This window comes from Moorena sp. SIO3B2 (assembly GCF_010692525.1).
Taxonomy (GTDB): domain Bacteria; phylum Cyanobacteriota; class Cyanobacteriia; order Cyanobacteriales; family Coleofasciculaceae; genus Moorena; species Moorena producens.
On sequence record NZ_JAAHHE010000019.1, the window covers coordinates 20,674 to 46,467 of the forward strand.

General features: G+C 45.3%; 22 protein-coding genes, 4 tRNA genes and 2 pseudogenes. 7 read left to right on the forward strand and 21 right to left on the reverse strand.

Going from position 1 to position 25,794, the window contains the following annotated elements:
* Positions 1-208 precede the first annotated feature (208 nt).
* From F6K38_RS06680 to F6K38_RS06700, 5 genes are all read right to left on the reverse strand, one after another.
* Positions 209-285, reverse strand: a tRNA-Arg gene (locus F6K38_RS06680).
* A gap of 156 nt (positions 286-441) precedes the next feature.
* Positions 442-513: transfer RNA gene (locus F6K38_RS06685), tRNA-Ile, on the reverse strand.
* A gap of 161 nt (positions 514-674) precedes the next feature.
* Positions 675-740, reverse strand: a tRNA-OTHER gene (locus tag F6K38_RS06690).
* Positions 741-905: 165 nt separating this feature from the next.
* A tRNA-Met gene (locus F6K38_RS06695) sits at positions 906-977 on the reverse strand.
* A gap of 501 nt (positions 978-1,478) precedes the next feature.
* Positions 1,479-1,679 (reverse strand): hypothetical protein, encoded by a 201-nt coding sequence (locus tag F6K38_RS06700; protein ID WP_008177509.1) that lies wholly within the window; start codon positions 1,677-1,679, stop codon positions 1,479-1,481.
* Positions 1,680-2,010: 331 nt separating this feature from the next.
* Between F6K38_RS06700 and F6K38_RS06705 the strand changes: the two genes are divergently transcribed.
* Positions 2,011-2,835 (forward strand): SDR family oxidoreductase, encoded by an 825-nt coding sequence (locus F6K38_RS06705; RefSeq protein WP_071104569.1) that lies wholly within the window; start codon positions 2,011-2,013, stop codon positions 2,833-2,835.
* Positions 2,836-2,928: 93 nt separating this feature from the next.
* Here the strand turns inward: F6K38_RS06705 and F6K38_RS06710 are convergent, their stop codons facing one another.
* From F6K38_RS06710 to hslO, 10 genes and pseudogenes are all read right to left on the reverse strand, one after another.
* The gene (locus F6K38_RS06710; protein ID WP_071104568.1) at positions 2,929-3,651 is read right to left on the reverse strand and encodes a metallophosphoesterase family protein; all 723 of its coding nucleotides are present in this window, start codon (positions 3,649-3,651) and stop codon (positions 2,929-2,931) included.
* Positions 3,652-3,684: 33 nt separating this feature from the next.
* Entirely contained in the window at positions 3,685-4,500 is an 816-nt protein-coding gene (locus F6K38_RS06715; protein WP_071104567.1) for a metallophosphoesterase family protein, read from the reverse strand.
* Complete coding sequence (locus tag F6K38_RS06720) at positions 4,497-5,249, reverse strand: CobW family GTP-binding protein (protein ID WP_008177495.1); 753 nt, start codon at positions 5,247-5,249, stop codon at positions 4,497-4,499. Before F6K38_RS06720 ends, F6K38_RS06715 begins: the two co-directional genes overlap by 4 nt.
* Positions 5,250-5,334: 85 nt before the next feature.
* Positions 5,335-5,991 carry a GTP cyclohydrolase I FolE gene (gene folE / locus F6K38_RS06725; protein ID WP_071104566.1) on the reverse strand — a complete coding sequence of 219 codons (657 nt, stop codon included), beginning with the start codon at positions 5,989-5,991 and terminating at the stop codon, positions 5,335-5,337.
* A gap of 358 nt (positions 5,992-6,349) precedes the next feature.
* Positions 6,350-7,112 (reverse strand): annotated as a pseudogene (locus tag F6K38_RS44085) (IS1634 family transposase); the annotation flags it as partial.
* A gap of 191 nt (positions 7,113-7,303) precedes the next feature.
* The gene (locus F6K38_RS06745) at positions 7,304-7,483 is read right to left on the reverse strand and encodes a hypothetical protein (protein WP_287356336.1); all 180 of its coding nucleotides are present in this window, start codon (positions 7,481-7,483) and stop codon (positions 7,304-7,306) included.
* Between the two features lie 308 nt (positions 7,484-7,791).
* Positions 7,792-9,219 (reverse strand): ion transporter, encoded by a 1,428-nt coding sequence (locus F6K38_RS06750; protein WP_287356338.1) that lies wholly within the window; start codon positions 9,217-9,219, stop codon positions 7,792-7,794.
* Positions 9,220-9,449: 230 nt separating this feature from the next.
* The gene (locus F6K38_RS06755; RefSeq protein ID WP_267871959.1) at positions 9,450-9,584 is read right to left on the reverse strand and encodes a hypothetical protein; all 135 of its coding nucleotides are present in this window, start codon (positions 9,582-9,584) and stop codon (positions 9,450-9,452) included.
* A gap of 253 nt (positions 9,585-9,837) precedes the next feature.
* Positions 9,838-12,141, reverse strand: a complete 2,304-nt coding sequence (locus F6K38_RS06760) for an AAA family ATPase (protein WP_008177481.1) — start codon at positions 12,139-12,141, stop codon at positions 9,838-9,840.
* Positions 12,142-12,365: 224 nt separating this feature from the next.
* The gene (gene hslO, locus F6K38_RS06765) at positions 12,366-13,250 is read right to left on the reverse strand and encodes an Hsp33 family molecular chaperone HslO (RefSeq protein ID WP_287248125.1); all 885 of its coding nucleotides are present in this window, start codon (positions 13,248-13,250) and stop codon (positions 12,366-12,368) included.
* Between the two features lie 182 nt (positions 13,251-13,432).
* On the opposite strand from hslO, the gene F6K38_RS06770 reads away from it, so the two are divergent.
* Positions 13,433-13,828: a hypothetical protein gene (locus F6K38_RS06770; protein ID WP_008177476.1), complete on the forward strand. Its 396-nt coding sequence runs from the start codon at positions 13,433-13,435 to the stop codon at positions 13,826-13,828.
* On the opposite strand, the gene F6K38_RS06775 is transcribed toward F6K38_RS06770, so the two are convergent.
* The gene (locus F6K38_RS06775) at positions 13,825-14,169 is read right to left on the reverse strand and encodes a metal-sensing transcriptional repressor (RefSeq protein WP_008177474.1); all 345 of its coding nucleotides are present in this window, start codon (positions 14,167-14,169) and stop codon (positions 13,825-13,827) included. The genes F6K38_RS06770 and F6K38_RS06775 overlap by 4 nt on opposite strands.
* 449 nt (positions 14,170-14,618) lie before the next feature.
* On the opposite strand from F6K38_RS06775, the gene F6K38_RS06780 reads away from it, so the two are divergent.
* The 5 genes and pseudogenes from F6K38_RS06780 to F6K38_RS06800 form a co-directional block, all read left to right on the forward strand.
* Positions 14,619-15,827 (forward strand): HhoA/HhoB/HtrA family serine endopeptidase, encoded by a 1,209-nt coding sequence (locus F6K38_RS06780; RefSeq protein WP_287248130.1) that lies wholly within the window; start codon positions 14,619-14,621, stop codon positions 15,825-15,827.
* A 765-nt stretch (positions 15,828-16,592) separates the two neighbouring features.
* Positions 16,593-17,612, forward strand: a complete 1,020-nt coding sequence (locus F6K38_RS06785; protein WP_287248132.1) for a LicD family protein — start codon at positions 16,593-16,595, stop codon at positions 17,610-17,612.
* Between the two features lie 304 nt (positions 17,613-17,916).
* Complete coding sequence (aepX, locus tag F6K38_RS06790) at positions 17,917-19,608, forward strand: phosphoenolpyruvate mutase (RefSeq protein ID WP_287248133.1); 1,692 nt, start codon at positions 17,917-17,919, stop codon at positions 19,606-19,608.
* Positions 19,609-20,754 (forward strand): phosphonopyruvate decarboxylase, encoded by a 1,146-nt coding sequence (gene aepY, locus F6K38_RS06795; RefSeq protein ID WP_287248135.1) that lies wholly within the window; start codon positions 19,609-19,611, stop codon positions 20,752-20,754. It begins immediately after the preceding gene.
* A 782-nt stretch (positions 20,755-21,536) separates the two neighbouring features.
* Positions 21,537-22,226: pseudogene (locus F6K38_RS06800) on the forward strand (HAD family hydrolase); the annotation flags it as partial.
* A gap of 45 nt (positions 22,227-22,271) precedes the next feature.
* On the opposite strand, the gene F6K38_RS06805 reads toward F6K38_RS06800, so the two are convergent.
* The 5 genes from F6K38_RS06805 to F6K38_RS06825 all read right to left on the reverse strand — a co-directional run bounded on the left by F6K38_RS06805 (position 22,272) and on the right by F6K38_RS06825 (position 25,500).
* Positions 22,272-23,684, reverse strand: coding sequence for an RNA-guided endonuclease InsQ/TnpB family protein (locus tag F6K38_RS06805; RefSeq protein WP_287248152.1), 1,413 nt, complete (start codon positions 23,682-23,684; stop codon positions 22,272-22,274).
* Positions 23,685-24,018: 334 nt separating this feature from the next.
* Positions 24,019-24,816 carry a tryptophan synthase subunit alpha gene (gene trpA / locus F6K38_RS06810; RefSeq protein WP_008182188.1) on the reverse strand — a complete coding sequence of 266 codons (798 nt, stop codon included), beginning with the start codon at positions 24,814-24,816 and terminating at the stop codon, positions 24,019-24,021.
* Between the two features lie 14 nt (positions 24,817-24,830).
* Complete coding sequence (locus tag F6K38_RS06815) at positions 24,831-25,196, reverse strand: DUF3007 family protein (RefSeq protein WP_008182190.1); 366 nt, start codon at positions 25,194-25,196, stop codon at positions 24,831-24,833.
* 30 nt (positions 25,197-25,226) lie between these two features.
* Positions 25,227-25,412, reverse strand: a complete 186-nt coding sequence (gene ndhL / locus F6K38_RS06820) for an NAD(P)H-quinone oxidoreductase subunit L (RefSeq protein WP_229414425.1) — start codon at positions 25,410-25,412, stop codon at positions 25,227-25,229.
* Complete coding sequence (locus F6K38_RS06825; RefSeq protein ID WP_229414427.1) at positions 25,339-25,500, reverse strand: hypothetical protein; 162 nt, start codon at positions 25,498-25,500, stop codon at positions 25,339-25,341. Before F6K38_RS06825 ends, ndhL begins: the two co-directional genes overlap by 74 nt.
* Positions 25,501-25,794 lie beyond the last annotated feature (294 nt).

The window sequence follows — 25,794 nt, forward strand, 5'->3', positions numbered from 1 at the left end:
AACTAAGCCACGATTTATTAGCAGTGTTTTGAATTACCTTGTCTTGATGCAGTCGCTCATGGGGGGAACCCCCAAGACCGCGCTGCATCGCTTAATTTTTAAATGCTTTGGTTATAGCAGTGAAAACCACTAGAATTAGGGTGCCCGCGCAAGTTAGTAAAGCTTTTGAAAACATGATGCTCTATCCATTTGAGCTACAGCGGCAAATAGCGCCACTGATAGGATTCGAACCTATAACCTTCCGATTCGTAGTCGGTAGTATGTAAGCTTCAGCAGTTAGGGCGCGGGGGTAAATTTGTAACACTTGCTTCTGTGCAAGTTAATAAAAGATTGATAGGAACTTATAACATTCCTTTAACCAGTACTTTGATCACTCTGTAGCATGATTTGTAAATTATTTATAGAAGGTTGAATCAATCGCGCAAGTTCAGAAAGCCGTTGTTTCACACACGGGATTTGAACCCGCATATTCTCGATGATAAGTCAAGTGCCTTTCCATTTGGCTAGTATGAAAGCTTTCCGGGTCAGGGCGCGAAGGTGACTCAGTGAATTTTAAATTCTTTGGTTATGCCAGTAAAACCACTCTAATTGCACTAGAATTGGGGTGCCCGCGCAAGTCAATAAAGCTTTTAATAAAATGATGCTCTATCCATTTGAGCTACAGCGGCAAATAGCGCCGCTGATAGGATTCGAACCTATAACCTTCCGATTCGTAGTCGGTAGTATGTAAGCTTCAGCGGTTAGGGCGCGGGGGTAAATTTGTAACACTTGCTTCTGTGCAAGTTAATACAAAATTGATAGGAACTTATAATAGTTTTTTAACCAGTACTTTTATCACTCTGTAGCATAATTTGGAAATTATTCCTAGAAGGTTGAATCAATCGCGCAAGTTCAGAAAGCCGTTGTTTCACACACGGGATTTGAACCCGCATATTCTCGATGATGAGTCAAGTGCCTTACCATTTGGCTAGTATGAAAGCTTTCCGGGTCAGGGCGCGAAGGTGACTCAGTTATTTTTTAAATTGTTTAGTTATGCCAGTAAAACCACTCTAATTGCACTAGAATTGGGGTGCCCGCGCAAGTCAGTAAAGCTTTTAATAAAATGATGCTCTATCCATTTGAGCTACAGCGGCAAATAGCGCCGCTGATAGGATTCGAACCTATAACCTTCCGATTAGTAGATCGGTAGTATGTAAGCTTCAGCAGTTAGGGCGCGGGGGGAAATTCCGAACAATTGCTCCTGTGCAAGTTAACAAAAGCTTTATAGCAACTTACGACCGTCCTCACCAAGCATGGCTTAGCAGTGGACACGCACGCCAAATCTCTGTAAGACAATGGCTTAGTGCTCGCGCTCCTCGGTTACCCGAGTTCGCTACCTTAGGATCGTTATCTGTGTGTAGGCTTCTTGAGATTAGGGCACAGGACAAAAGGTTTAACCTTTTAACACCTTTTTACCATAAACCTTTTAACCACAAACCTTAACCATAAACCGCTTCAGGTCTTATAATCAGATTGCGGTTGGTACTGCGGTCGATGACATAAGAGGTCAAGCGCTCTGGGGCTACATCAAAGTACTTCGCGAGTTGCTGTTTAACAGCGGTATCGTTCATACTTTTGGCTATACCCAGCTGACCTTCAGCAATGTCGTAGGAACGACCTTCAAACCGAACATGAATCATTGGGCATCCCTCCTTGTAGCGCGATGTTTTCTCTTTAACCTTACTTTTATACTACATGTATATTACAAATGTGTCAAGTCCTTGGCAAAAAATTTTTTAGGATTTAGGGATAACTGAGGTATTTGACTTATTTAACCCTTAAAAGCAGGCAGATTCATTAGACCTTATACTAGCGACGGTAACTTGGGGCTGATATCGTGAGATTTTTCGCGACCCGATTAAAGCTCAACTAGCCGAGTGTTTATCTCAAGATGCCAAATTTTACAGTAAAATTTCATTATTTAATACAATCGAGCTCACAATATTGAAATTAACTTTAAGCAAGCAATAGATGAGCAACTTTAAGGATCAAGTGGCACTAATCACAGGAGCTTCCTCTGGCATTGGAGCAGCTCTTGCTCATGAATTAGCCCGTGAAGGAGCCAATGTGGTACTCCTAGCTAGGCGAGCAGAACGATTAGAAACCATAGCTTCACAAATTGATCCTAATGGTCAACGTGTACTTGCTATGCCCTGTGATGTGACGAAGGATGGTGAGCTTGATCAAGCGGCAAGCTTTGCCCGTAGTAAGTTCGGCAAAATTGATATCGTGGTTGCTAATGCTGGCTGGTCTTTGAAGGGTAATGTCGAAAACCTCAGGGTGAATGACTATCGACGTCTGTGGGAAACCAATGTTTTTGGGGTACTGAGTACCATCTACGCGACCTTAGATGACCTCAAGAAAACTAAAGGAAGACTGGTCATCATTAGTAGCGTAAAAAGTTACGTTGCCTTGAGTGGCGATTCTCCCTATAGTATGAGCAAATTTGCGATGCGGGCTTTGTGTGAGTCGTTGTCTCAAGAGTTGGCTCCCGATGGGGTGTCGGTCACACACATTTGTCCAGGGTACGTTGCTACTGAAATTCGTCAGCTAGACAATCAGGGAATTTGGCATTCAGACTGGGAGGATCCTATTTCCCCCAGGCTTCTGATTTCTGCTGATCAAACTGCCAAACAAATTGTTCAAGCTATTTACCGACGACAACGGGAACAGGTAATAACAAACTACGGCAAGCTGATTGTCCTGATCAAACGTCACATGCCTTGGTTGCTCTCATTGCTGATTTCAACACTTAAAATCAAGGTAGCTTCTAAGCCGTCACCAATTAAGCAATGATATTTTTTACTATAGCAATTATCATCTCATTTTCCAGAAAGTTGTCTCCGACTACCTGTTTTTGCACTTAGCCATACCTTTAGTAACCTGAAACTAATTACCAGATCCCTTTTTATTGCCATAAAAAACTGTTTTAAACTCCAGAAAATCGCTCTTTGGACTATAAAGCGTATAAGTAGCCTTTCCTGGTTCTTTGCCTACATTTCCTACACCAACAACTCTTCTTTTGGGTGCAGTAATAGTTTGCACGGGTTGCTGGCGATCTAAAGTCATCACCGAACTATTTACCGAACCTCCTTGTAGTTGATATTCAAATACTTGACCCGAACGACCACAAAAGAGATGATTTGCCTGGACTCTTTGCAAGCGGTCTAGCATTTGCCAGGGTAAGGTTTCGGGGGTTAACTCATCGCTGACGCTAACAGTGCTACCGTGAATTAACAAACAATCTAATTCAAAGAAGCCAAAATGACAGTTGCGTAACCACTGTACGGTTTCGCGAGATACCGAATCCCAAAGAAGTTTAGCGGTTTCTTTACCAAAGCGCTCGATTAATTCTGTCGGTTCTGCTGTCGAACCCAAACCGTGTAAAGCAAAGCATTGTTCTTCCCACCAGCCGAAGCATACTTGGGGTTCTAATTCTCCAGGTAAAGGATTCTGAATTCGTTTAATTACTTGTTCGCTATCTTGGTTAGCTGCTACGATATCGCCCAGAATATACAATGCTTCCACCTTAACGCGCTGGCGTTTGATATCTGCCAACACTGCTTCGTAAGCTGCGATATTTCCTTCAATTCCGCTTAAAATTGCCCACATTGATTTTCAATTTAAATATTTAAGTAATTTAATTTACCTCTCACACACATGAGTAGGATCGTCGGCTTTTTCGGCAAATTCCAAACCTCTAGCCAAACGCCAAGCGAAAATCGGTGGTAAACCAGCATCTAAGATGGCAGCGCAGGTTGTTTGATAGTCATACTCCACTTCCCGCAAGTTTACTGCTTGTGTTTCCGTGTCATAGATAACATAGGTAGCATTGGGACGACCATGACGGGGTTCGCCTACCGAACCGACATTGATAATTCGCTTCAGGGGAGTATTAAAACTTATGGTTGGTTGTTCGTTTCCACTGGGTTGACGAACTTTAACCTGTAATTGTCCAGAATCTAGGGTGCGGACATAGGGAAAGTGGGTATGTCCGCAAAATAATATATCTGCATCGCTGGAGAGAACTCTTTCTAAAGCAGTGAAAGCATCCATTTCGGGTAACAAATATTCGTGGTTGCTATTAGGACTACCATGTACGAAACAGAGATTATCTTCTTTGTAGGTATGGGGTAGTTGGGCTAAATATTCCCTAACTTCGGCATTGACGTGCTTATTTGTCCATTCGTGGGCAATTTTACCTCTTTTTTCCGCCAACAGGGAAGGATAACTACATTCACAAGCATTTAGTCCTTCTACAATATCTTCATCCCAACAACCCTGTACAGTGGGAATATCTAAAGAACGAATTTGTTCCACCACTGCATTAGGATAGGGACCATAACCCACTAAATCCCCCAGACAATAAATCTTTTCTGCTTTTTGTTCGTCAATATCCAGTAAAACTGCATCTAAAGCTGCATAATTACCATGGATACAAGATATCACTGCTATTTTCATACCACTTCTACCTCTGGTTCACTTTCTAAAGACTCTTTTACTTGTTGTTGGTAATAATTAATTGCCGATTCGGGAAGACAGCAATCTCGGACAGTTTGAACAATTTCAGCTTTATCTAAATTACTACCTACTATTTCAAAACCACTAAAACGATCTGGTTTACCATTTAACCAACGGGGTAATTTTAAAGGTTTAAATGCTAATTCCGATTCCCCTAGTATGAAGTCACCATAATAAATTTGTCCATCCACTAGGTCGAAAATTCCTTTTACCCGAGCTACCTCACCGTAAGCACCTTGAGTAAGTTCCAGCCAAAAAGTAGCTAAACTATCAAAATCTACAATTTCCCCCGTCAAAACCCCCCGATGAATCTGCAAAGCTGTGGTTGGCTTACTGATGTTATTTCCTGGAATAACTTCATCCGCCCAAGTATTTAACTCTGTACTATCTGTATCGCCGGGGATTATGGCTACTCGATGGGGGTTCAAAGTTTGCAGTAAAGGTTCAATTCCGGCTAAATCCAAATACCAGGGAATCTCTAGATAAGTTATGGTTTTGTCTAATTCCGCTTCTTCCCCTGTCTGATAAAGTTTTAGTTGAGGGTATTCACTTTGGAGATATATTGCATCAATGGGTACGGAATCAGTTTGAGGACTGAAATAACCTACAGGTTTATTGGTTTGGGCTATTTGTTGACCAATCCAGTGGGTTTTACCGCCACCGGTCGGACTGGCGACAGCAATAATCATAAGCAGTTTTGTTGATAACGATAATTATTGTATCAAAAAAAGAGATGAGCTTTATACCCATCTCTCATGCTGTCACGCGAATTAATTAATGCATTGAACGGTTGTAGTGAATTAAACTCATAAACTCCTGACGGGTTTTTGGATCATCTGCAAATACGCCTCTAACCGCACTAGTGGCAGTCCAAGAACCAGGTTTTTGGACTCCTCGCATTACCATACACATATGGCTTGCTTCCACTACTACCGCCACCCCTTTTGGTTTTAATAATCCTTGAAGGGCATCGGCAATTTGGGCAGTTAATCTTTCCTGTACCTGCAAACGTCGTCCGTACATTTCACAAATACGAGCAATTTTTGACAGTCCGATTACCTTACCGTCGGGAATATAAGCGACGTGAGCGTGACCGAGAATAGGTAAGATATGGTGTTCGCAGGAGCTAAATAGGTCAATGTCCCGAACTAAGACCATTTCATTGGTATTTTCGTGAAATACTGCCCCGTTGAGGAGTTCGTCTAAAGATTGATGATAGCCAGAAGTCAGAAATTTTAAGGCTTTGACCACTCTTTTAGGAGTATCTTTCAAGCCTTCGCGGTCTGGGTCTTCTCCCAATCCTAACAGTAAAGTCCGTACCGCTTGGCGCATCTCTTCTTCAGAAACGAGAGGTTGGTGGGTGGTATTTAGTTTTGGTAATTTGCGATTAATTTTATCAATCTGGTTCGGTTCGGACTTACCTAAGGTCATGAATTTGAATTAGATGAAATTAAACAGTAACAGAAGTAGCCAAGCAGTTATTTAACTTTTGGCGAAGTTTATCGGTATCTATAATGATAACCGATAAAGACTAGCTGATTCGTAAATTCGCACTAAACCTTGTAGGATAAGGCTTGCGCTACAATAGCAAAACTGAACTATTTAATAACCAAAAGACAATCATACCAAGGCTTTCAGACTTTTTGAGATTTACGTTACGAATCAGCTGTTAATTGCGATGCGGCTTTGCCGACGCTACGGGAACGCAACGACTTCTGTTTCTTTTGCTCAAAGCCAGCTAAAATATCGCAATCAATAGGACTAATGTACCCCACATTCCGCAGGTGGGTCAGATCAACAAATAATATTTTTGGCAGGGAGCACCGAGAAACTGTAGAATCCCTTGATGCTCTTGGGTTAAGTTGATAATCTGTTGAACTCCATCAACAAGACCTATGTGAATCGACTGAAAACACTGAAACACCCAACGCATTGTTGGGGTAGCCGTCGGCTTACCTAATTGATTGTCAATGGTTTGTTTGGTTCTGCTGAGAGCTTGGCGTAAGGCTCTGTGAGCCAGAGTATAAACCAACAAACACAGACCCATCACCATGTGCGTTGGCGGCTACCCGTTTAGGAGTTTTGAGAAAGACACTGTAGGCATACGAACATCGGGTCTTTGAGAAAACGGAAACCCCTCTCAGTGCATTGTTGCCCTTTGTACTCACAGAGGAGATCCTCTGGGCTAAGTTGTTTCGACTCCAAGACATTGGTGGCTTGAACGAACCGTCCCGCCCTTCTTCGAGCCAGGGCAACCACCTCTTGTTTAACTTTCAAAGTCCCTTGGAGACGATAGTGATAGCCGTCTGGAGGTTGTCCTATTCGCGGTCGTCCCGGTTTGTGGTAGTAAGGATGTGGCACGACTTCGAGCTGAGACAAGCGCATGATAACGCAACTGTTGATTCAACTTTTCCCCTGCCCTGAAGGCATCAGCAGCACAGGCGAAGTCCTGTTGCCCTAACTGCAACAGTAGCTTTTGAGCCGACTGCTGATGCTGTTGGATTTTCTTGTTCTTGCTGCTTGAGGTCAGCTTCTTTTCTAGCTTGACTCTCCCGCTTCCGGAGTGTACTCGAAAAAGCAAGCGAGCGAAGCTGAATAATCATTAGTTACCATGTTCAGTAACACTCGGCGGATTGTGCTGTATGATGGCAGTCGGTTGACTTGAAACAATTGGCTCAACTCCTCACGATTGTTTCAATCCAATCAGCGTACGCTAAAAATCTTTTATTCCCTGCAGCTACTGCTAGGGTAAAGATAGCCAGACATATAGCCACGCTCGTGTCAACATCCGCTGCCCTAATCGAGCATCTGGTAAATCAGAAAAGGCTTCTAAAATAGCAATTTGACCCATTGATGTTGATTCTCTTGTGCCCTTGTGCCGGGAGCAGGTCTTGCGTTGCAGAATAAATGAACTATGTACCATCACAGCAAGCTTAAACCCATGAGGGGGCATAAGATTTAGTACAAATGTTCGGCATTTGTGACATGCTCCCTGTTGTGCCAAAGCATCTTATCTTACCATCTAGAATGAAATAGCCCTGTACCAATTACGGAGAGGAGGTTTAATTTTGAAGTGCCAGGGAAGTAAGTTTTAAAAAATTGTAACTGCCCAGATAGGGTATCTAGATAAAGACAAGCGGAATGTGGGTTTAAAACGTCGGAATCATGGTAAACTGAAGGGGGATATGAACTTGCGATCGCACCATAAAAACCTGCCGACAAGTTGAGACTTCACCGGACTGGAACCCCAATTTTCGGCAAACTACGAGCAATAATCACTAAGTGATCGCCAGACAGTAGTGTTTGATCTTTAGGGGGATTAATTAGGGTTTCCCGATTTCCATTGCTATGGCGCTCTATTGCGATCAACGTTGTATCAAACTCCTCTTTCAACCGCCGAGCAGCTTCCCAGAAGGAAATGTCAACCCACCTCTGTGGTAAAACAATTTTGTAGAATTGGTTTCCCACTTGCACAGTTAGCAACTCTGCCAGCACATCTACAGCCCCTAGGTTCCGAGCTGAGGTAGCAATTAAGTGACTGGCTAATTCATCAACAACAATAACATCTTCAACTCCCGCTACTCGCAGTTGGACATTGTTTTTCCGGTCAAGGAGTTGAGCACAAGTGTAGATTCCGGGTTGGAGTTTTTCAATGGTCAAGGCAGCTAGGACTGTCCGTGCATCCCGGTCTTGGTCACTTCGAGGACGGGTAGAATCAGCAAGGAGGATTGCCCGTGAGGCATGATAGATCCCCACACTTTCGAGGACATCAATAGTAGTGTAATCACCAATATAGAAATATATTTGGGAACGGTTAACTCCCTTGAGTTCCGACTCTGGTGTGTCGGTAAACTCTGCCACAACCACCATTGGATAGTGCTTGAGCTCAGAGTCTGCCTGGAGTTCCTCAATGAGTAGGTGACCACCTCGGTTCCAGCCGCAGATAACAATGTGATTGCGCAGTTCATCCAGTTCCAAGTATTTCACCTCCATAACTGTTCTAAGTCGTTGCACCATTACTGCTGAAACTACACCGGTGAAGACGGCAAACATAGTTAACCCGCCAATGACTACCATGAGGGTAATCAGACGCCCAGCATCAGTCTGGGGTTCACCACCAATGGGTTCTCCTGATATTAGGGTAAAAAAACTCCACCATAAAGAGTCTCTTAGGGAAGCAAATGACTCATTCTGTCCTCCCTCCAGCAGATAAATCCCTAAAGCACCGACTAATGTAATTAAGCCGATAATCAGAAAAACTCCAATCTGAGCACTAATACTGGCAGCGAGTGAGGAAGAGATACGGTTGAGGTTACGGTTTACCAAAATTCCGACTCTGAGCAGCCTTAACATCCGTAAAACTCGCAATAAGCGGAATGCCCGGAACAAAGGCAGCACAGCAACAATATCCAGCCAGTAGTGACGCAAGAACCGACGTTTGTTTCTTGCCACTAGGTAGCGGATTGTTAGTTCTACGATAAATATGCCCGTCAGTAGCTCTTCGCTTACATAGACCAGTCCATATATGAAACCTGCACCCTCTAGACTTGCTTCAACAACCACTAGAACTACCGAAAGTAGAATTAGCAGAATGAGGGTGAATTCAGTTTGGGGAGCATGAATGAACTGGTCAAGACGGGACTTGATGGTTGATGACAAGTTAAAGTCTTCTATATTAAATGGAATTCACTCCATTTAATATTAAGAATTTTTAATTCTGAATGCTTCCCCCACCTGAGTTTTCATGGTGTGGGTATCCGTCTTAATTACAAGGTTTTATCCCTCGCGACAGGCGGCATTCTCGCGCCTGTTGCCAGGACTTTTGCTGGACTATTCCCCCAAGTCGTTGTCTTGATGCAATAGCGAGTGGGGGAAACCACGGCAGTCGCTCATGGGGGGAACCCCCAAGACCGCGCTGCCTCCCCAAGACCGTAATGGTGCGCTTTCCGTAGGCGAATTAAATTCGCCACGGGTCGCACCTCTGCATCGCTTCCGCTGTGGGGCTTATGCTTAGAAACTTTCACCTAGAGTCTGACGTTTATAAACCGACAGAGCGAGGAAAAACAGGTTTAATTTCCCTATCGTGAGAGGTCGTGCCTCCAGTTTGCTCAGAATCTCGTTCTGCCCTTTGCCGTACCACTCAAGATAATTCAATTATATCACAATTTGCCGCTCCTTGACCCCCACCTGCGTTCTCGTGGTGGGGGAATGCGTCGCTCATTTTTGTTCAATTTCCACAGGTTTGCTCCTAGCCGGTTGTACTACCCTCGGAAACTCTTAAGAGTCAGCATCAATCAACTCAATCTTCCTACCAGCGGGGGGATTAAACCTGGGCGGCTCTAACTGAGTCGGTGGTTTGACGATACCCGATGGTGAGGTCACTTCCGGTGGTGGAACCACAATTGGGAAGGAGCGAACCGGTGATGGCGGTTTGACCACTGATGATGGTTTTACCACTGATGGTGGGGAGGGAGCTGGTTTCGGGATCACCACTTGTGGGGGAGATGGAGGCGGAACCGGTCTTGGTCGTCTTACGGGCACAGGAGGTGGGGGAGGTGGGGCTAAAATCTTGCGCCATGATTGAATTTGCCGTTGGGCTTCCTGGTAAGGGCGAGTACCAGACGGAACTATGTTTGCGATCGCAATGGATTCAGACAGGTTATAGGCAGAACGACTTCTGGCTATGGATAGGATTTTGTAACTCCAGCGATTGACTACTGTTCTCGCCTCGCTACGGGATTTGGTTGAGGTTGGCACTTGCCTAGCTACTCGAATCGCTTTTCTTAGGGCTTGTGGAGTTCCAGCCTCAGCAATTTGGTAAGCTTCCCGTAAACGCTGCTGACCCTCTAGTTCTAACTTCCAGCTTCTGACTTTGCTTTGGGCTTCATTGTACAGAGCCCGACCTGCCTTAATTTGTTGGGCAGTTGCCACGGCTGCATATAGATCACCCCGGATTGCCAGAGTGCGTGCTTGGTCTAAATAAGGTTGGTCTTCTTGCTGCTGGATACTTCTAGACCACTGATTAATTTTACTTTGAGCTTCCTGGTAAAGACTACGACCTCGGGAAATTTTACGGGCTTCTTGAACAGCAGCTTGCAAAGAATCAATGCTGCCATAACTAGCCAGTTGTGCTGCCCGTTCCAGGAATGGCCTGTCTTCGATCAGCTGAATTTGACGAGTCCAATCTCGAATTTCGCCCCGTGCTTCCTCATAGCGGGGATTACCACGAGGGATCTGTTCCACTTCAGCTACTGCCAGTCTTAAGTCACTAGGTAAACCCGAGGTAGCATAGGTTCTGGCTCGCTCAAGTCGCGCCACATCTTCTACTTCTCGTTGCCAACGGCTAATTAATTGCTGCCCTTTCTTATATAGGGGACGTTCTGATCCCAGCTTTTGGGCAGATGCGATCGCTTCTTCTAAATCCCAGGTTGTACCAGACTCAGCACGAGATAGGGCATGAGCTAGGTCAATTAAATCCGATTTGAGTTCAGGTACTTTAATCGTTTCGGGAAGTTTATAGGCAATGTCAAGAACTTCGGACCACTTACCTTGCTCTAGCTTGTTCTGAGCAATCTCCACCAGCTTGTTGCCAGAGTCTTTAATTAAATCCTGAGCTTCTTTGTAAGCATAACTTTGCTCTGTGATTTCCTTAGCTTTTTCAATAGCTGCCAGGATCTTCTCTATATTGCCACTTCTACTCAGCTCATAAGCCTTATCCAGCTTAGCCGAGTCTTCCCGTCCCATCTTAATCTTATCCGTTAGCTGGTTATACTTAGCCGTAGCCCAGTAGTCATTGTCCACATAGGTCAATCGTACTGCTTCGCGAAATGCTAAGTTCCAGTTTGATAACCTCAACTGTTTTTCCGCTTGCTCATAAACTCCCTCTGCCCTCGACCAGATTTTCTGCCAACGTTTTACCCGCTTTTCTACTATCGCGCCAGCTACGGATTTTGAAGGAATACGTTTAGCAATCTTAAGAGCTTCACTGAGCTGACCAGCTTGAAACTTAGCTTCCCCAATCTCTAGGATTACCTGTGACCACTCTTCGATATGTTGGTTAACTTGTGGGCGTAACGGGTGATCTTCGGGCAGGGCATCCACTAATGCGATCGCTTTTAGCAACTGGGGGACAGTTTGCTGATTTGCTGCCACCTGAGCACAAGATAGGCGCATCGATGCTGAAGCCGTTGGCCAAAACACAGCACGGCAGTTTGGTACAGCTGGCAACCTTAACAACATCATTGCTGAAGCAAATCCAGCACTACCGAAAAGCAACACAACTAAAGCTGACCAAAACTGCCAACTGCGAGGCAAGAGGTTTTTTACTCCAGTCGTTTTTCCTGAGGGAGCTTGTCTACCGGTAGTTTGTGCTGTGTTTAATCGAGAGTTAGCTACTGGTTGACCAACCCCAAATTTTTCTGATTGCTGGGGGGGCTGTGTCGATGGGTTTCCTCGGTCAGGATAGTTTACGTTCGGTTGAGTAACCGGCTGGCTCTGGTTAGGTTGCCAGCCATTAAACTTACCTGAACTTGAACCATTTGAGGTTGGCCAACGGTCTGGAAATTCTCTATTTCTGGTCATAATTCACTTCCACACTCCCTACACCGGAAGACAGCAGGTTGTTTACAGCAACCTCAGTTGTTGAGATTTTACCCACCTTACACATATAGAGTCTACACCCTATCTTATAGTAGTGTTCTTATAATTCTGGTTGAGTTTATATGCTGATCCATATTTCTTGCAATCCTTTACAAGTCAGGATTCTAATCTTCCAGTTACAGTAGGAAGTCCAGTAGCTACTGAGTTTACAATTCTTTTATCAATTGAGATAGTTGATCGGGATTGGCATGATAGACCTCTGAGCAAAAATGACAAGTTGCCTCAGCGCCACCGTCTTTTTCTATCATATCCTGAAGTTCCTCTTTTCCCAGCATTTTCAGAGCCCCCAACATCCGGTCAAAGGAGCAACCACAGTTAAAATGCAGCATCTGGGTTTCTGGAAAAATCTCTAGCTCCATATCCCCCAGCAACTGTTCAAAAATCTCTGGTAAGGTCTGGTTAGCTTGGAGCAGTGGTGTAAAACCTGATAGTTTGGTAATGCGAGATTCCAAAGTTTGAACTAATGCCTCATCCGTTGCTGCCTTAGGCATAACTTGGATTAAAATACCCCCAGCCGCAGTGACCCCTTGAGCACCTACGAATACACCAACCACCAGCGCTGATGGGGTTTGTTCCGAATTTAGCAGATAGTGAGCGATGTCATCACCTATTTCACCAGAAACCAACTCTACTGTACTCGAATAGGGATAGCCATAACCCACATCCCTAACCACGTATAGGAAACCATCCTTACCAACAGCACCACCCACATCTAATTTGCCCTTCTTATTTGGTGGCAGTTCCACCTCTGGGTTGTCTACATAACCTCGAACTTTACCATCTAATCCTGCATCCACCATAATTCCACCCAGTGGACCATTGCCATTGATCCGAATATTGACCCTCGACTCTGCTCGCTTCATACTAGAAGCCAGCAGAAGACCTGCAGACATGGTACGACCTAGGGCAGCCGTTGCCACATAAGAGAGTTGGTGACGTTGTCTAGCTTCTTCCGTCAGGCGTGTAGTAATCACACCAACTGCGCGAATACCCCCTGAAGCTGCTGTGGCGCGAATTAACTGGTCAGCCATAGAAAACTCTTACACTTCTTAATATAATTAATGTTTATTTTACAAAGTATTGAGAAAGTATCGAGTCCCTTGCTTGCCCTCTCCTTTTAGCCGAGGCATTAAAACAACAGACGGGATTTATCCCATTGGTTCATTCACAATAATTACAAATATTTCCTACGAGTAAGGACGATCTAACCAAAATGCTAGGAATCTTTCAAAAAAGTCATCTGAGGATTGAAGTCGAAGCACCACAAAATGTTATCCGGGATAGTCTGCTCTATACCGCGCAACTGCACCAGTGGTTGTGGCCGGAGAATTTATCTTCCGAGTTACCCGAACAGCTAGATTTAGGATTGACCTTTACTTCTTCCATCGGGCCAGTAGCAGTACAACACAAAGTTGAGCTTGTTCAGCCGAACTGTTTAAGACTGCTCTTGAGCCAGGGAATTGATGGTTATCATGAATGGTATTGGGGAGATGGTTGGGTACAATCTCGCCTAGAAGGGGTGTCTTTGTTACCATTAAATTGGGGTCAAACCTTAAGTTTGCTGAGGCTACGTCAGTTTGTAGAGCAGCATAGAGCCTCTGAGGGCTAACGTAAAAATTGATCTAAAGCCGCTTTCAACTCCTCAATTTCTACCTCAATGTTGCCCTGCTCAGCGGCACGACCGATACACTCGCTTAAATGTTCATCCAGGATAATTCGTGCTACTTTATCCAAAGCTCCTCTAACTGCAGCAATCTGTACCAAAACATCAGGACAGGGGCGACTTTCTTGCACCATAGTCTTAATCCCTCGAATATGCCCCTCGATTCGAGACAGGCGATTGATAATTCGCCTCAGAGATTCTTCATCATGGACGTGACCATGGGTATGTTCACTATGGTTGTGATTCAGTTCTTGAGTCAGGGCATATTCTCTATCTTTCGAGATCATAGCGGTTTTATTAGTTTTATTAGTCCAAGGTTAACCAACTTCCTGGGTATATCATTATTGATAATTATTAAGCTTAACTTCTTCGGGTCTCAAGGGCTGATCACCCCTTGAGGTCAACCTCTCTCACTCTCGGTGCGCGCCTCCTAGGGTCGCACCGTCTGGAACTCGCCCAGGTACTACTAACGTCATAGTAATAACTCTCAAAATAGCGATTAGATGCTTGTAGCAACTAATCCACAATCCTACAAATCTGCCTCGAAACCCACTCCTGGCTCTGGGTGGGAGGAATATCAGGGAAGGTAAACTTGAGTTAGGGGTTAACACTAAGGGTCAGCAACAACTGACTACTAACCACTAGCCAAAGCCAAGTAAATCCCATGGGTTTTAGGTCGTGGGATTGGCTTAGCAATAGTATTCCCCAAAATTAACCAGAAGAATACGATAATACTATGTCATCAACTAAATTTTCGATTTGGCTTCGCTCAATTAGTAACTATCTCTTGGCTATTTTACTTGGAGTCTTATTGACAGTTGGCGTTTATCGTGTATCTCCCTCCAAGGCTGCTCCTGTACCCAGCACAGACTCAGTAACTCCGCCACTGATCGCCCAACAACTGCTAAGTCCACAGCAAGCTAGTAATAGCAGTTTTGTAACAGCAGCGGTGAATCGGGTTGGAGCAGCAGTGGTGCGTATTGACACCGAGCGCACAGTTTCCAGGCGCGTCGATCCCTTGTTTGATGACCCCTTCTTCCGGCGCTTTTTCGGTGATGACTTTTCAGCCCAAATTCCCCAAGAAAGACGTTTACAAGGTCAAGGCTCTGGCTTTATCATTGACAACAGTGGCATCCTACTGACTAATGCCCATGTTGTGGAAGGTGCAGATAAAGTAACCGTTACCCTCAAGGATGGGCGCAAGTTTAATGGTCAAGTCAAGGGTGTTGATGAATTCACTGACTTAGCTGTTGTCAAAATTAACGGTACTTCCTTACCGATTGTCTCTCTAGGGGATTCGAGTCAAGTTCAGGTTGGAGATTGGGCTATTGCTGTTGGTAACCCCCTAGGGCTAGATAATACAGTGACTTTGGGAATTGTCAGCACCATAGGACGCTCCAGCGCTCAGGCAGGTATTCCCGACAAGCGACTGGACTTTATACAAACCGATGCTGCTATTAATCCTGGAAACTCTGGTGGTCCGTTGTTGAATGCTACAGGGGAAGTTATTGGCATCAACACTGCTATTCGGGCTAATGCCATGGGAATTGGTTTTGCTATTCCCATCAACAAAGTCAAAGAGATTTCCAACAAACTAGCCCAAGGGCAAAAAGTTGTCCATCCATATATCGGTGTTCGGATGACAACCCTAACCCCGGAACTAGCACAAGAGAACAACAATGATCCCAACTCTGTTTTACTATTACCAGAAATCAATGGTGTCTTGGTAATTCAAGTAATGCCGGATACACCAGCTGCTGATGCTGGTATGCGTCGTGGGGACATAATTGTTCAAATTGATGGAACATCTGTTACTAATGCCACACAACTACAGCGCCTTGTGGAAAATAGTGGAGTAAATAAGGTTCTAGAAATAAAAGTAAGGCGCGGTAAGCAGACTACTAGCGTGTTTGTCCGCACCGATGCACTAAAAAATCCTAATTAGTGATTACCAAAAAATTTGGGTCTAAAGCCCCGTCCTTACAGGAGGGCTTTTTTTTTGTTCGCAACTGAAGGCTCCAAAGGAGCATCTTTGTATTGACAGTTTGGTAGCACCGTGTTAATATAAAGGAATAATTAATGTTCTAAATAAACATGATATTGAATAATTAGACAGTGTAAAAAACATGTTTTGAGATAATCATGTTGCACAATCAAGTCTAACGATTTGGACATCTATGAAAGTCTTTGATCAAAAAAATGTTCATCTAAATTTGTTAACTTAAACTTGTTAACTTAAACTTGTTAACTATTTTAGGTACGGTGGGGTTAGAAGTTACCGTAAAAATAGTGGAGCCTTTATAGTTAGTCGGCGCTTGTGTAAAAATTTTTAACCTTTTTGATTAAGGCTCCACTATTCTATGGTTTAGTTTCCGGCACACCGAAACCTGGATCCGCTGATCCAATACGCTTATAGATAATTGTCCTCTACCTTTTCTGGTTCAGACCTGAATAGGCAAGACAGCTCGTTGTTCGCTTAGCGTGGCCTACGGCCAAGTAAGAATCCCCTTTGTTATAGCAGGGCTGTAACATTGCTCGATGCTAAAATTCCTGGGTGAGGGGCTCAAAGCCCGTTAATGTCAAGCAAATCGCCGTTTTTTTATACTATTTTTAATAATATAAAAACAGGGGCGAAACCGCTGCCACTCGGGAGCTTTAGCGAACCGAAAAATTGACAATGAAACAGCCCTGCGTTGTTATAGGAGGGGGAGTGTCAAGAAATTCACCAGATGATCTAGTACAGGCAATCGCCAACACCCAGAAAAACATTGAGCTACAACCAGATAATCCTCAACTTTATTTAGAATTGGGAGAACTCTACTGCCAACAAGGTGAGTGGGTCGAATCAATTGCCTGTTACCTGAAAGCGATTAAGATTAAACCGGACTGCGAGGAATTTCACGAGCAGCTGTGGTACCTATTGTTGTCTGCTCAGATATCATCCCAGGGATTAGAAGAAATTGATCGCTGTGCCCGTCAAGTGATACAAGCAGCCACCATGTATCAGCAAGCCCTTGCGCTAGAGTCAGATGTGTTATCAGCGCAACCCCACGAGGCGCTGACAAAACAAGAAGGACTTGCTGAAGCGATCGCGGATTACAACTATGCCATCGAGAAGGGCATTGAGTCAAAAATGACAGGGACAATCGCAGACATGGTGGTTGCTTTGGCTGAGAAATTAAAACCAATACATTGGCAATTGCGCCAAGATTTCCAGTTCCTTGATTCCCTCCTTAGACAGCATCATATCCCTTACTGGGCTATTTCAGGAACTTTAATCGGTGCTCTGCGACACGAAGGAGTCATTCCCTGGGATGATGACATTGATATTGAGATGACAGAGGCAGATTTCCAGAAATTATTTACTTTAGAAACTCTCCTCAATGATCATGGTTTCTACTTTAGAAAGATCGAAAAAAATCTTTACAAAATAACTGACGGGATTGAAATTTATATCTATGACCAAAGGAGATTGCCCTCTGAAGGGGGACATCCTCAGTATCCAGATCTCGATGAGATCTTTCCTTTGCGAGAGTTTCAATTCTACAATTTTAAGATTTATGGACCCAACCAGGCCGAGAGGTATCTCAAAAGAGGATACGGGCAAGACGTTTTAAAGGTTTGCAGGATTTGGAATCATCGTTTGAATGTCGCACTAGGACCTGATCACGATCCGAAGCGATATTCATTGAGCACAAAAAAGGTTAAAATTATTTTAAATTTAGTTTAAAGGTTCGTTAAACGTCGTTAGATAAGGCTATTGAGCCTTTGCACTGGTTTCCCTAACTCCCCTGATTTCTTCCCCACCATGGAAGGGCTGGGAGCTAGGTAAGCTTGTCATGTCTCTAAACACTGCTAGTCAAGTAGTGCTGAAAGGCTATGAGCCGACAGCAGCATCAGGGATTAGAGAGCTAATCCTGAGTTAACTGTGTTTTGAGTGGCTCATGATCGATTGAGATCCTTAACAAAGATGAAAATCTTGCCTATCCCCTAGACCGCTTTGGTTAAACATTGTTGCAATTTTAGGATGCCACATGAAAACAACAGCACAATTTAGAAAAACGACAGAACCTAGAAAAGCAACGCAAGCTAGAAAAACAACACAACCTAGAAAAACAACACAACTTAGAACACTGCTGAACTCTAATCAGTTAGAGTTTCTGATAGAGGCCCATGATGGAATCAGCGCTAAGATTGCTGAAGAGGCAGGCTTTCAGGGCATTTGGGGCAGTGGCCTCAGCATTTCTGCCCAGTTGGGTGTGCGTGATAACAACGAAGCAAGTTGGACTCAAGTCTTGGAAGTAGTTGAGTTCATGTCCGATGCCACTTCTATCCCAATTCTGCTGGATGGGGATACGGGCTACGGAAATTTTAACAATGTGCAACGCTTGGTCAAAAAATTAGAGCAGCGTGGTGTCGCTGGTGTCTGTATTGAGGACAAACTCTTCCCCAAAACCAATAGCTTTATTAAGGGCACAGCTCAGCCCCTGGCTGACATGGACGAGTTCTGCGGCAAAATCAAGGCCGCTAAAGATGCCCAAAGTGATGATGACTTTGTCCTGATTGCCCGGGTAGAAGCGTTTATTGCCGGTTGGGGGCTCTCAGAAGCATTAAGGCGAGCCCAAGCCTATTACGATGCCGGAGCGGATGGCATTTTGATCCACAGCTCCTTGCATGTGCCTGATGAAGTGTTGGCCTTCAAACGGGAGTGGGGCGATCGCTCGCCAGTGGTGATTGTACCGACCAAGTACTACGCAACACCGACTGAAGTCTTTAGGGATGCTGGCTTCTCTATCGCCATTTGGGCGAATCACCTGCTCCGAGCTTCCGTTACCATGACCCAAAAGGTGGCTCAGAGGTTAATGCTAGAGCAGAACCTGCTGAATGTTGAAGACGAGATCGTCCCTGTGTCTGAGATCTTCCGGCTTCAAGGGGTTGCCGAACACCTGGAAGCGGAGCAGCGCTATTTACCCCAGAACGCTGCTGCTGGGATCCGCACGATTCTGCTAGCCGCCTCGCGCGGGATTGAATTGGGTGAGTTCACTAAAGATAAACCCAAGTGCATGGTAGATCTGCACGGTCAACCCCTGCTATCACGGATTGTGGAAGAGCACCACAATGTCGGTATTCAAGACATCACTGTGGTGCGTGGCTACAAAAAGGAAGTTGTCAACTTACCTGGCCTCGATTATGTAGATAACGACGACTATGACACCACAGGTGAACTCGTTTCCCTGAGTCGAGGCTTGCAGGAGTTGCCCCAGGATGGACAGGATTGGATCATTGGCTACGGTGATGTTCTGTTCAAGAAGTACATTCTGCAAATGCTGTCAGGGGTTGATCATGACTTTGTGGTCATTATAGATTCGAGTCAGCACCGCCAAGCCGAGCAGATCCGACCCGATTACGTTGCCTGTTCTCTACCCGACTCGACTCAGGCATTTTATCAACATGTTTATCTACAGCAAATCACCCCTGACCTGCCCGAGGGCGAAATCTGTGGCATATGGACCGGATTGCTGAAAGTGTCCCAACAGGGGCAGCAGAAATTACGGGATACCCTTAATACTCTGCTCCAGTCAGAGCAGGTGCGGCAACAGGGACGAATGCCAACTCTGATTAATGGGTTGATCAGCCATGGCCATCGGGTACATGTGCTTTATATCAAAGGGCATTGGCTCGATATCGATCAAGTCGAAGATCTGTTCAAGGCTGGAAGTTTCTAGATGATCAAATCCGAAGACTTTATCCGAGCGGCTCAGGCAAAGGGGTTTGGGTTATACACAGGGGTGCCCTGCTCCTACCTCAAATCTTTTATTAACACTGTGATTGACTCTGATCATCTCCGCTATGTGGGGGCTGCCAATGAAGGGGATGCCGTGGCGATCGCCTCCGGTGCCGAGTTGGCTGGAGTGCCCAGTGTGGTCATGTTTCAGAATTCGGGGTTTGGTAACGCTGTCAATCCCCTCACTTCTCTGAATCAAACCTTTAAAATTCCCATCTTGGTGATTGTGACCTGGCGAGGACAACCCGGTGGGGCACCGGACGAACCCCAGCACCAGCTGATGGGAGCCATTACTCCCCAATTGCTAGATCTAATCCAGGTGCCATGGGAACCTTTTCCCACGGAAATAGACCAGGTTGAGCCGACTCTAGACCGGGCAGTTGCCCATATGCAGGAGCATCAGACGCCCTATGCCCTGGTGATGCAAAAGGGTTCGGTAGAATCTTGCCAGTTAAGCTCTCAATTAACCGTCAAGCCCCTCTCGATCACCCCTGCTGAGGCTCTCCCCCTTCCACAGAACCCCTCCTTCACCCGTCGTGACATGCTGCAAGCCATCCAAGCTGCAACTGGGCCTGAAGACATTCTGTTGGCCACTACGGGCTACACCGGTCGGGAATTGTATGCCATTCAGGACCAAGCTAATCAACTTTACATGGTTGGTTCCATGGGATGTATCTCCAGTCTCGGCCTGGGCATGGCCCTGGCTCAGCCCCACCGTCGGGTGATTGTGGTCGATGGCGATGGTGCCGCTTTGATGCGCCTAGGAGCGTTAGCCACCGTTGGCTATGAACGTCCGCCCAACTTGCGGCATATTCTCCTAGACAATCAGCGCCATGAATCCACAGGGGGACAGTCCACGGTGTCGGCCTCCATTGATTTTGGTGCGATCGCAAAAGCCTGTGGTTACAAACAAGTTGCTGTAGCCACAACCCCTGAAGAGGTGAAAGCTTTGACCCAAGACCCATCCGAGGAATTAATGTTCATTCACGCCAAGATTAAGCCTGGTATTCCTGAAAAATTACCTCGGCCCCACATTACCCCCCTAGAAGTTGCTCAACGTTTACGGCAGTTTATCAAATCGCCGTAATCACACCTTGATTCGATCTCAATCCAGCCAAACTCTAAGCTTTACATCAACATGAACCGGACCATCTTACTCAACCCTGGCCCTGTTACCCTAAGCGAGCGGGTGCGCCGTGCCTTACTCCAGCCAGACCTGTGCCATCGTGAACCTGAGTTTGCTGAGCTGACCCTAGATATCAAAGCCCGCCTAGCCAAGGTGTATCCCGCAGCCGCTGAGGACTATGAAGCGATTTTACTTACCGGTTCCGGCACTTGTGCCGTAGAGGCAATGCTATCAACCCTTGTGCCTCAGGATGGCAAGGCTTTAGTGGTAACAAATGGGGTCTATGGTGAACGCATGGCAGCAATGATCAAGGCTCACGGTAAGTCCCTGGAGGTGATCAAGGCTCCCTGGCACGAGCCNTTTTGGAAACTTCTGACATATGTGATTGACATAGCCGTAGATAGTATTTCTACGGCTATTTTTTTTGTAAGTATATGCGCTGCACACGCTGCGCTAACAGCAATCAGCGGTCAGCTTTCAGGGTTCAGCGGTTTGCAATTGCTGTTAGGTACTTTCGTTCTTGGTTTTTAGGGAACAGGGAATCGGGAATCCCACACTCTCCCTTTGACTATAAATTTAAAAACCTACTCCCTCGGTGCGCTAATGCACGTCAACTTTTGCCTCTAGCATGCATGCCTTTTGCCTTGCGCATAGCGCTATATTGACAATATCGGTTTGCTCGGTAAAAATAGCCTTGTTTGCCAAGAAGCGGATCAGCAATTACAGCCGATAAATCTTAGGTCATGAAAAAAAGAACGTTCTTAGTTTTCCTATCGATTCTGTTATCAGTGTTTTGCCTAGGAGGCTTTCTGGGATGTCCCCCTGCTGCTGCAGACTATGACCCCTTACTGTCTTGGAATCAGGGTGCGGCTAAGCAAGGGATTTTTGACTTTGTGCAAGAGGTTACCAACCCCAACAGTGATAACTACGTTAGTCCTAGCGGACGCATCGCGGTCTTTGATAATGATGGAACCCTGTGGAATGAAAAACCCAAAAATATTTACGGGTTATTTATCAAAGATATGCTAGGGAATGCCTTTTCAAATAAAAGGAATGCCATTTTTGAAGACCTGAAACTGCAGGGATTAACACCGGAAGACTATAAACAGAAGGCGAGGTTCTTTCTGGATAATTCAAAGCATCCAGACTTTGGTATTCCATACATAAAGGTTACTTACCAGCCCATGGTTGAACTGGTCAATTATCTCAGGAGTAATGATTTCAAGGTCTATATTTGTTCTGGGGCGGGACTTGATTTCATTCGCTCCTATGCTGAAGATGCCTACGGTGTTCCCCCTGAAAATATTATTGGTACCACCGTCCAAACCAAGTTTATTACCAAAGACGATGGCTCTCATGTTTTGATTAAGACACCAATACTGGTCAAACCCATTAATAATAACGAAGGTAAAGTAGTGGACATTGACCGCTACATTGGTAAAAAACCAATTATTACCATTGGTAATTCCGATGGTGATTTAGAAATGCTTCAGTACACTGACGACCAAGACGGTCCAGCTTTGATGATGCTGGTTCACCACGATGATCCCCGGGAATATGTATACGATACAGGTGCCGAGAATGCTCTCCGGGAGGCCGACGCTCGTGGTTGGACAGTTATCAGTATGAAAGAGGATTTCTTGACACTCCCCGGTCATTAGACCCGGGGATTCTTCGCTCAACGACCCGACTTGCTGAACCTGGCCGGAACCAAGAACAGTAGAGGTCAGATCTCCCGAAGCGTTGGGATCTATGATCCAGGTTCCGGTGTGCCCCACCGTACCCAAGGCTCTCTTTAAAATATTGATCGCGGCGTTGTGGTCACGGTCTAGTTCACAGCCACATTCGCAGACGTGGGTTCTGGTTGATAGTGACTTTTTTACTACCTCGCCGCATTCTGAGCAGTTTTGGCTTGTATAAGCAGGATTCACTGCAACAGTGACTCTGCCAAACTTCTGACCAAAATGCTCCAACCATTTCCTAAATTGATACCAACCAGCGTCATTAATAGATTTAGCTAGACAGTGATTTTTGACTAGATTCTTGACTCTCAAATCTTCATAGGCGACCAGGTCGTTAGACCGGATTACGCAACGTGCCAGTCTCTTGGCATGTTCTTCACGTTGCCTACTTATTTTGAGGTGCTGCCTAGCTAATTTATTAATGGCTTTTTTTCGGTTGGATGAGCCTTTCTTTTTCCGATAAACTCGGCGTTGATAAAACTTTAAGCGCTTTTCACCGGCTCTATAAAAACGGGGATTAGGTTCGGTATTTCCTCTAGAATCGGTGTATAATTCTTTTAGCCCTACATCCAATCCCAAAGTGGCATCAGCCGGTTCTAATTGTTCTTTTACGTCAACAGAAACGCAAAACTGAATGTAGTAGCCATCAGCTCTTTTTACTATGCGAACTCGCTTGATTTGATTCTTGTCGAAGCGCCACAAATCCCATGTACCCTTGAGCTTTAGCTTTCCGATTCCTTTTTTGTCACTGAAGGTGATTCGGCAAAGCCGACGCTTCGCGAACGACTTTTTGTCAGGGGATAACTTCCATCCTGACTGCTTGTATTCAACCGATCTACAATGATTTTGGAATTTCGGAAAACCTTTCTTCCCAGGAACTTTTTTCTTGCAATTCTCAAAAAAGCGAGAAATCGATGACCATGCTCTTTCAGCCGCAGCCTGTCGAGCCGTTGAGTTTAATTCATTAGCAAAGGAAAACTCTTTAGCCAGTACTTTACTGTACTTGCTGAGGTCATATTTCCCTGTCCCTTTGTTATCAATCCACAGACGAATGCAGCTATTGCGAATAAATTTAACCGTCCGAATAGCCTCGTCAATAGCTAGATACTGATGAGGGTTACCATATGCTTTGAACTCAATAATAATCATTGACCTTCGATCACGCTACGCGAACGAATTTCGATCTCTTTTGATATATTGTTGTGCTAACACGCCTAGCATAATCTGTCAAGTCCTCACCAAGTTTTTTTTCACGGCGACTAAAGTCGCTATGAGCTTTCATCCCCGGTTTAAAAACGCGGGGCTTTCAGCTTTGGGAGTTACGTAACAGTGTTTGGAAACGAAATCCATAAATCCCAGAAAGAATTTCAATCCGAGAATGTATCTGGATATCAAACAGAATCTAAATACGAAGGATTAATCCGATCAGTAGTTTGTGATCGGTATCCTAGACAGTAAATGCCAAGCCTGAGTAACCATGGCTTCACTCTGTAATCGCTAATTTCAGGCTTTGGCAAAAGTCTCCAATGGCTGACAACCCTTCTGATGGCGTCCCATCTGCCAAACGCTTTACTATAGCGCTACCTACAATCACGGCATCTGCTCCCCAATCTTTGACCTGCTTAGCCTGTTCTGGCTCGGAGATACCAAAGCCAACCCCGATCGGCTTATCGGTTACATCACGCATCTGATTGAGTAAGTCTTTTACCCGTGATTGCAGCTGAGTTCTCATCCCGGTGACACCGGTAACACTGACTAAGTAAATAAAGCCTTGAGACTGTTTAGCGATCGCTTCAATCCGTTCTGTTGGTGAAGTTGGTGCCACTAACAATATCACTTCAATCCCAAGCTCTGCTGCGGGTTTCAGCAAAATTTCAGCTTCTTCGAGGGGTAAATCAGGCACCACTAACCCTTTCGCCCCCACTTGAGCAATCTGCTCTAAAAACGAATTAATCCCTCGGTTGAGAATGGGATTGTAGTAGGTAAATAAGACAATTGGCGCTTGTAACTCTGGGCTAACCTCCTTTACCATTGCCAGAACATCATCCAACTGCACACCTTTTTGTAATGCTCTAGTAGCAGCAGCATGGATAGTTGGACCATCGGCCAAAGGATCGGAATAGGGTACTCCCAGTTCAATGATGTCAGCACCAGATTGGTCGAGTACCCGCAAGGCTTTGGCTGTGGTTTCTAAATCGGGATCCCCAGCGGTAATAAAAGGAATCAGAGCACACTGGGAGTTAGATCTCAGGGATCCGAAGCAATCGGAAATTTTTGTCATTGGTCATTCGTCATCTAGTTTTGCCCCTGCCCCTCCTGCTTAAGAGGGGATATAGAGGAATCGCCCTCTGCCTTAGTCAAACGCTTTTCCTGTTCCACCTCTGCTTGGAGTTGGGCAAGTTCTTCTGGTGTCATTTCTTCGAGCCGCTTTTGCAGGACAGCATCTTTATACTCTTTCACCTGCTGGTTATAGGTCATGGTTTGGGTCAGGGCTCGAAACAAGTAGGTTAGCACCCACCCAAATAACCCCCCAACCAAGAGGACTTGACTCCAAATCCCGGCTTTAATTTGATCGTACCCAGCCAGCTGAAAGATCAAGTAGGCTATGCCGCCAGCAGCAAAGATACCAAGGGCAATTCCAATCGCGTCAATTCGTCGCATGAATTACTAATGATCGCTTAAGTAACTGACTTACCCTTGTGGCTGACGCCGCTTGGGGCGGAGGTTTAAGATTGGACTGAAGAGTAATAAACCTGGAAAGAATAAGAAGACCAGGAAGTACATGAAGCCTCGCTCGAAGGAGCTAACAACGTACCACCGTTTCTGTAGGTAAAGATAGATGGCGAGAGGGAATACCAATAAGTAGGCTCCTGCCAAAGACAGGTACAGTATCGCAGTAATCATAGAATTTTGGTTTAGGACACAGAAGACAAAAATGCGATCGCGTAGCGTGACCTACGGTCAATCGCTTTTAGCAGCTCCTACGGAGCATCGCGTAGCGTGACCATTCGCTTAGCGTGGCCCAAAGGCCAAGGTCAATCGCTCAACCCTACTATACTACCTTAGGTCGAACATGCTGCCCTGTGTTGCCCCAAAGCCAGAGTTTGCCCCCTCTTGAAAATTTCAACAACAGTATACTTGCATAGTAGACCCAGTTCATGTTTAAATAGAAAACAGTGAAATCACAGAGGTTGATGGGTAAAGACAAACCCACAGCTATCTAACTCAACCAGGGGGCGTGGCGGAATGGTAGACGCTA

Bases quoted from the DNA above. Each gene is read 5' to 3' on its own strand.
- F6K38_RS06700 (WP_008177509.1), bottom strand. From the start codon at position 1,679: ATGATTCATGTTCGGTTTGAAGGTCGTTCCTACGACATTGCTGAAGGT.
- F6K38_RS06705 (WP_071104569.1), top strand. From the start codon at position 2,011: ATGAGCAACTTTAAGGATCAAGTGGCACTAATCACAGGAGCTTCCTCT.
- F6K38_RS06710 (WP_071104568.1), bottom strand. From the start codon at position 3,651: ATGTGGGCAATTTTAAGCGGAATTGAAGGAAATATCGCAGCTTACGAA.
- F6K38_RS06715 (WP_071104567.1), bottom strand. From the start codon at position 4,500: ATGAAAATAGCAGTGATATCTTGTATCCATGGTAATTATGCAGCTTTA.
- F6K38_RS06720 (WP_008177495.1), bottom strand. From the start codon at position 5,249: ATGATTATTGCTGTCGCCAGTCCGACCGGTGGCGGTAAAACCCACTGG.
- folE (WP_071104566.1), bottom strand. From the start codon at position 5,991: ATGACCTTAGGTAAGTCCGAACCGAACCAGATTGATAAAATTAATCGC.
- F6K38_RS06745 (WP_287356336.1), bottom strand. From the start codon at position 7,483: ATGGTACATAGTTCATTTATTCTGCAACGCAAGACCTGCTCCCGGCAC.
- F6K38_RS06760 (WP_008177481.1), bottom strand. From the start codon at position 12,141: ATGACCAGAAATAGAGAATTTCCAGACCGTTGGCCAACCTCAAATGGT.
- hslO (WP_287248125.1), bottom strand. From the start codon at position 13,250: ATGGCTGACCAGTTAATTCGCGCCACAGCAGCTTCAGGGGGTATTCGC.
- F6K38_RS06770 (WP_008177476.1), top strand. From the start codon at position 13,433: ATGCTAGGAATCTTTCAAAAAAGTCATCTGAGGATTGAAGTCGAAGCA.
- F6K38_RS06775 (WP_008177474.1), bottom strand. From the start codon at position 14,169: ATGATCTCGAAAGATAGAGAATATGCCCTGACTCAAGAACTGAATCAC.
- F6K38_RS06780 (WP_287248130.1), top strand. From the start codon at position 14,619: ATGTCATCAACTAAATTTTCGATTTGGCTTCGCTCAATTAGTAACTAT.
- aepX (WP_287248133.1), top strand. From the start codon at position 17,917: ATGAAAACAACAGCACAATTTAGAAAAACGACAGAACCTAGAAAAGCA.
- aepY (WP_287248135.1), top strand. From the start codon at position 19,609: ATGATCAAATCCGAAGACTTTATCCGAGCGGCTCAGGCAAAGGGGTTT.
- F6K38_RS06805 (WP_287248152.1), bottom strand. From the start codon at position 23,684: ATGATTATTATTGAGTTCAAAGCATATGGTAACCCTCATCAGTATCTA.
- trpA (WP_008182188.1), bottom strand. From the start codon at position 24,816: ATGACAAAAATTTCCGATTGCTTCGGATCCCTGAGATCTAACTCCCAG.
- F6K38_RS06815 (WP_008182190.1), bottom strand. From the start codon at position 25,196: ATGCGACGAATTGACGCGATTGGAATTGCCCTTGGTATCTTTGCTGCT.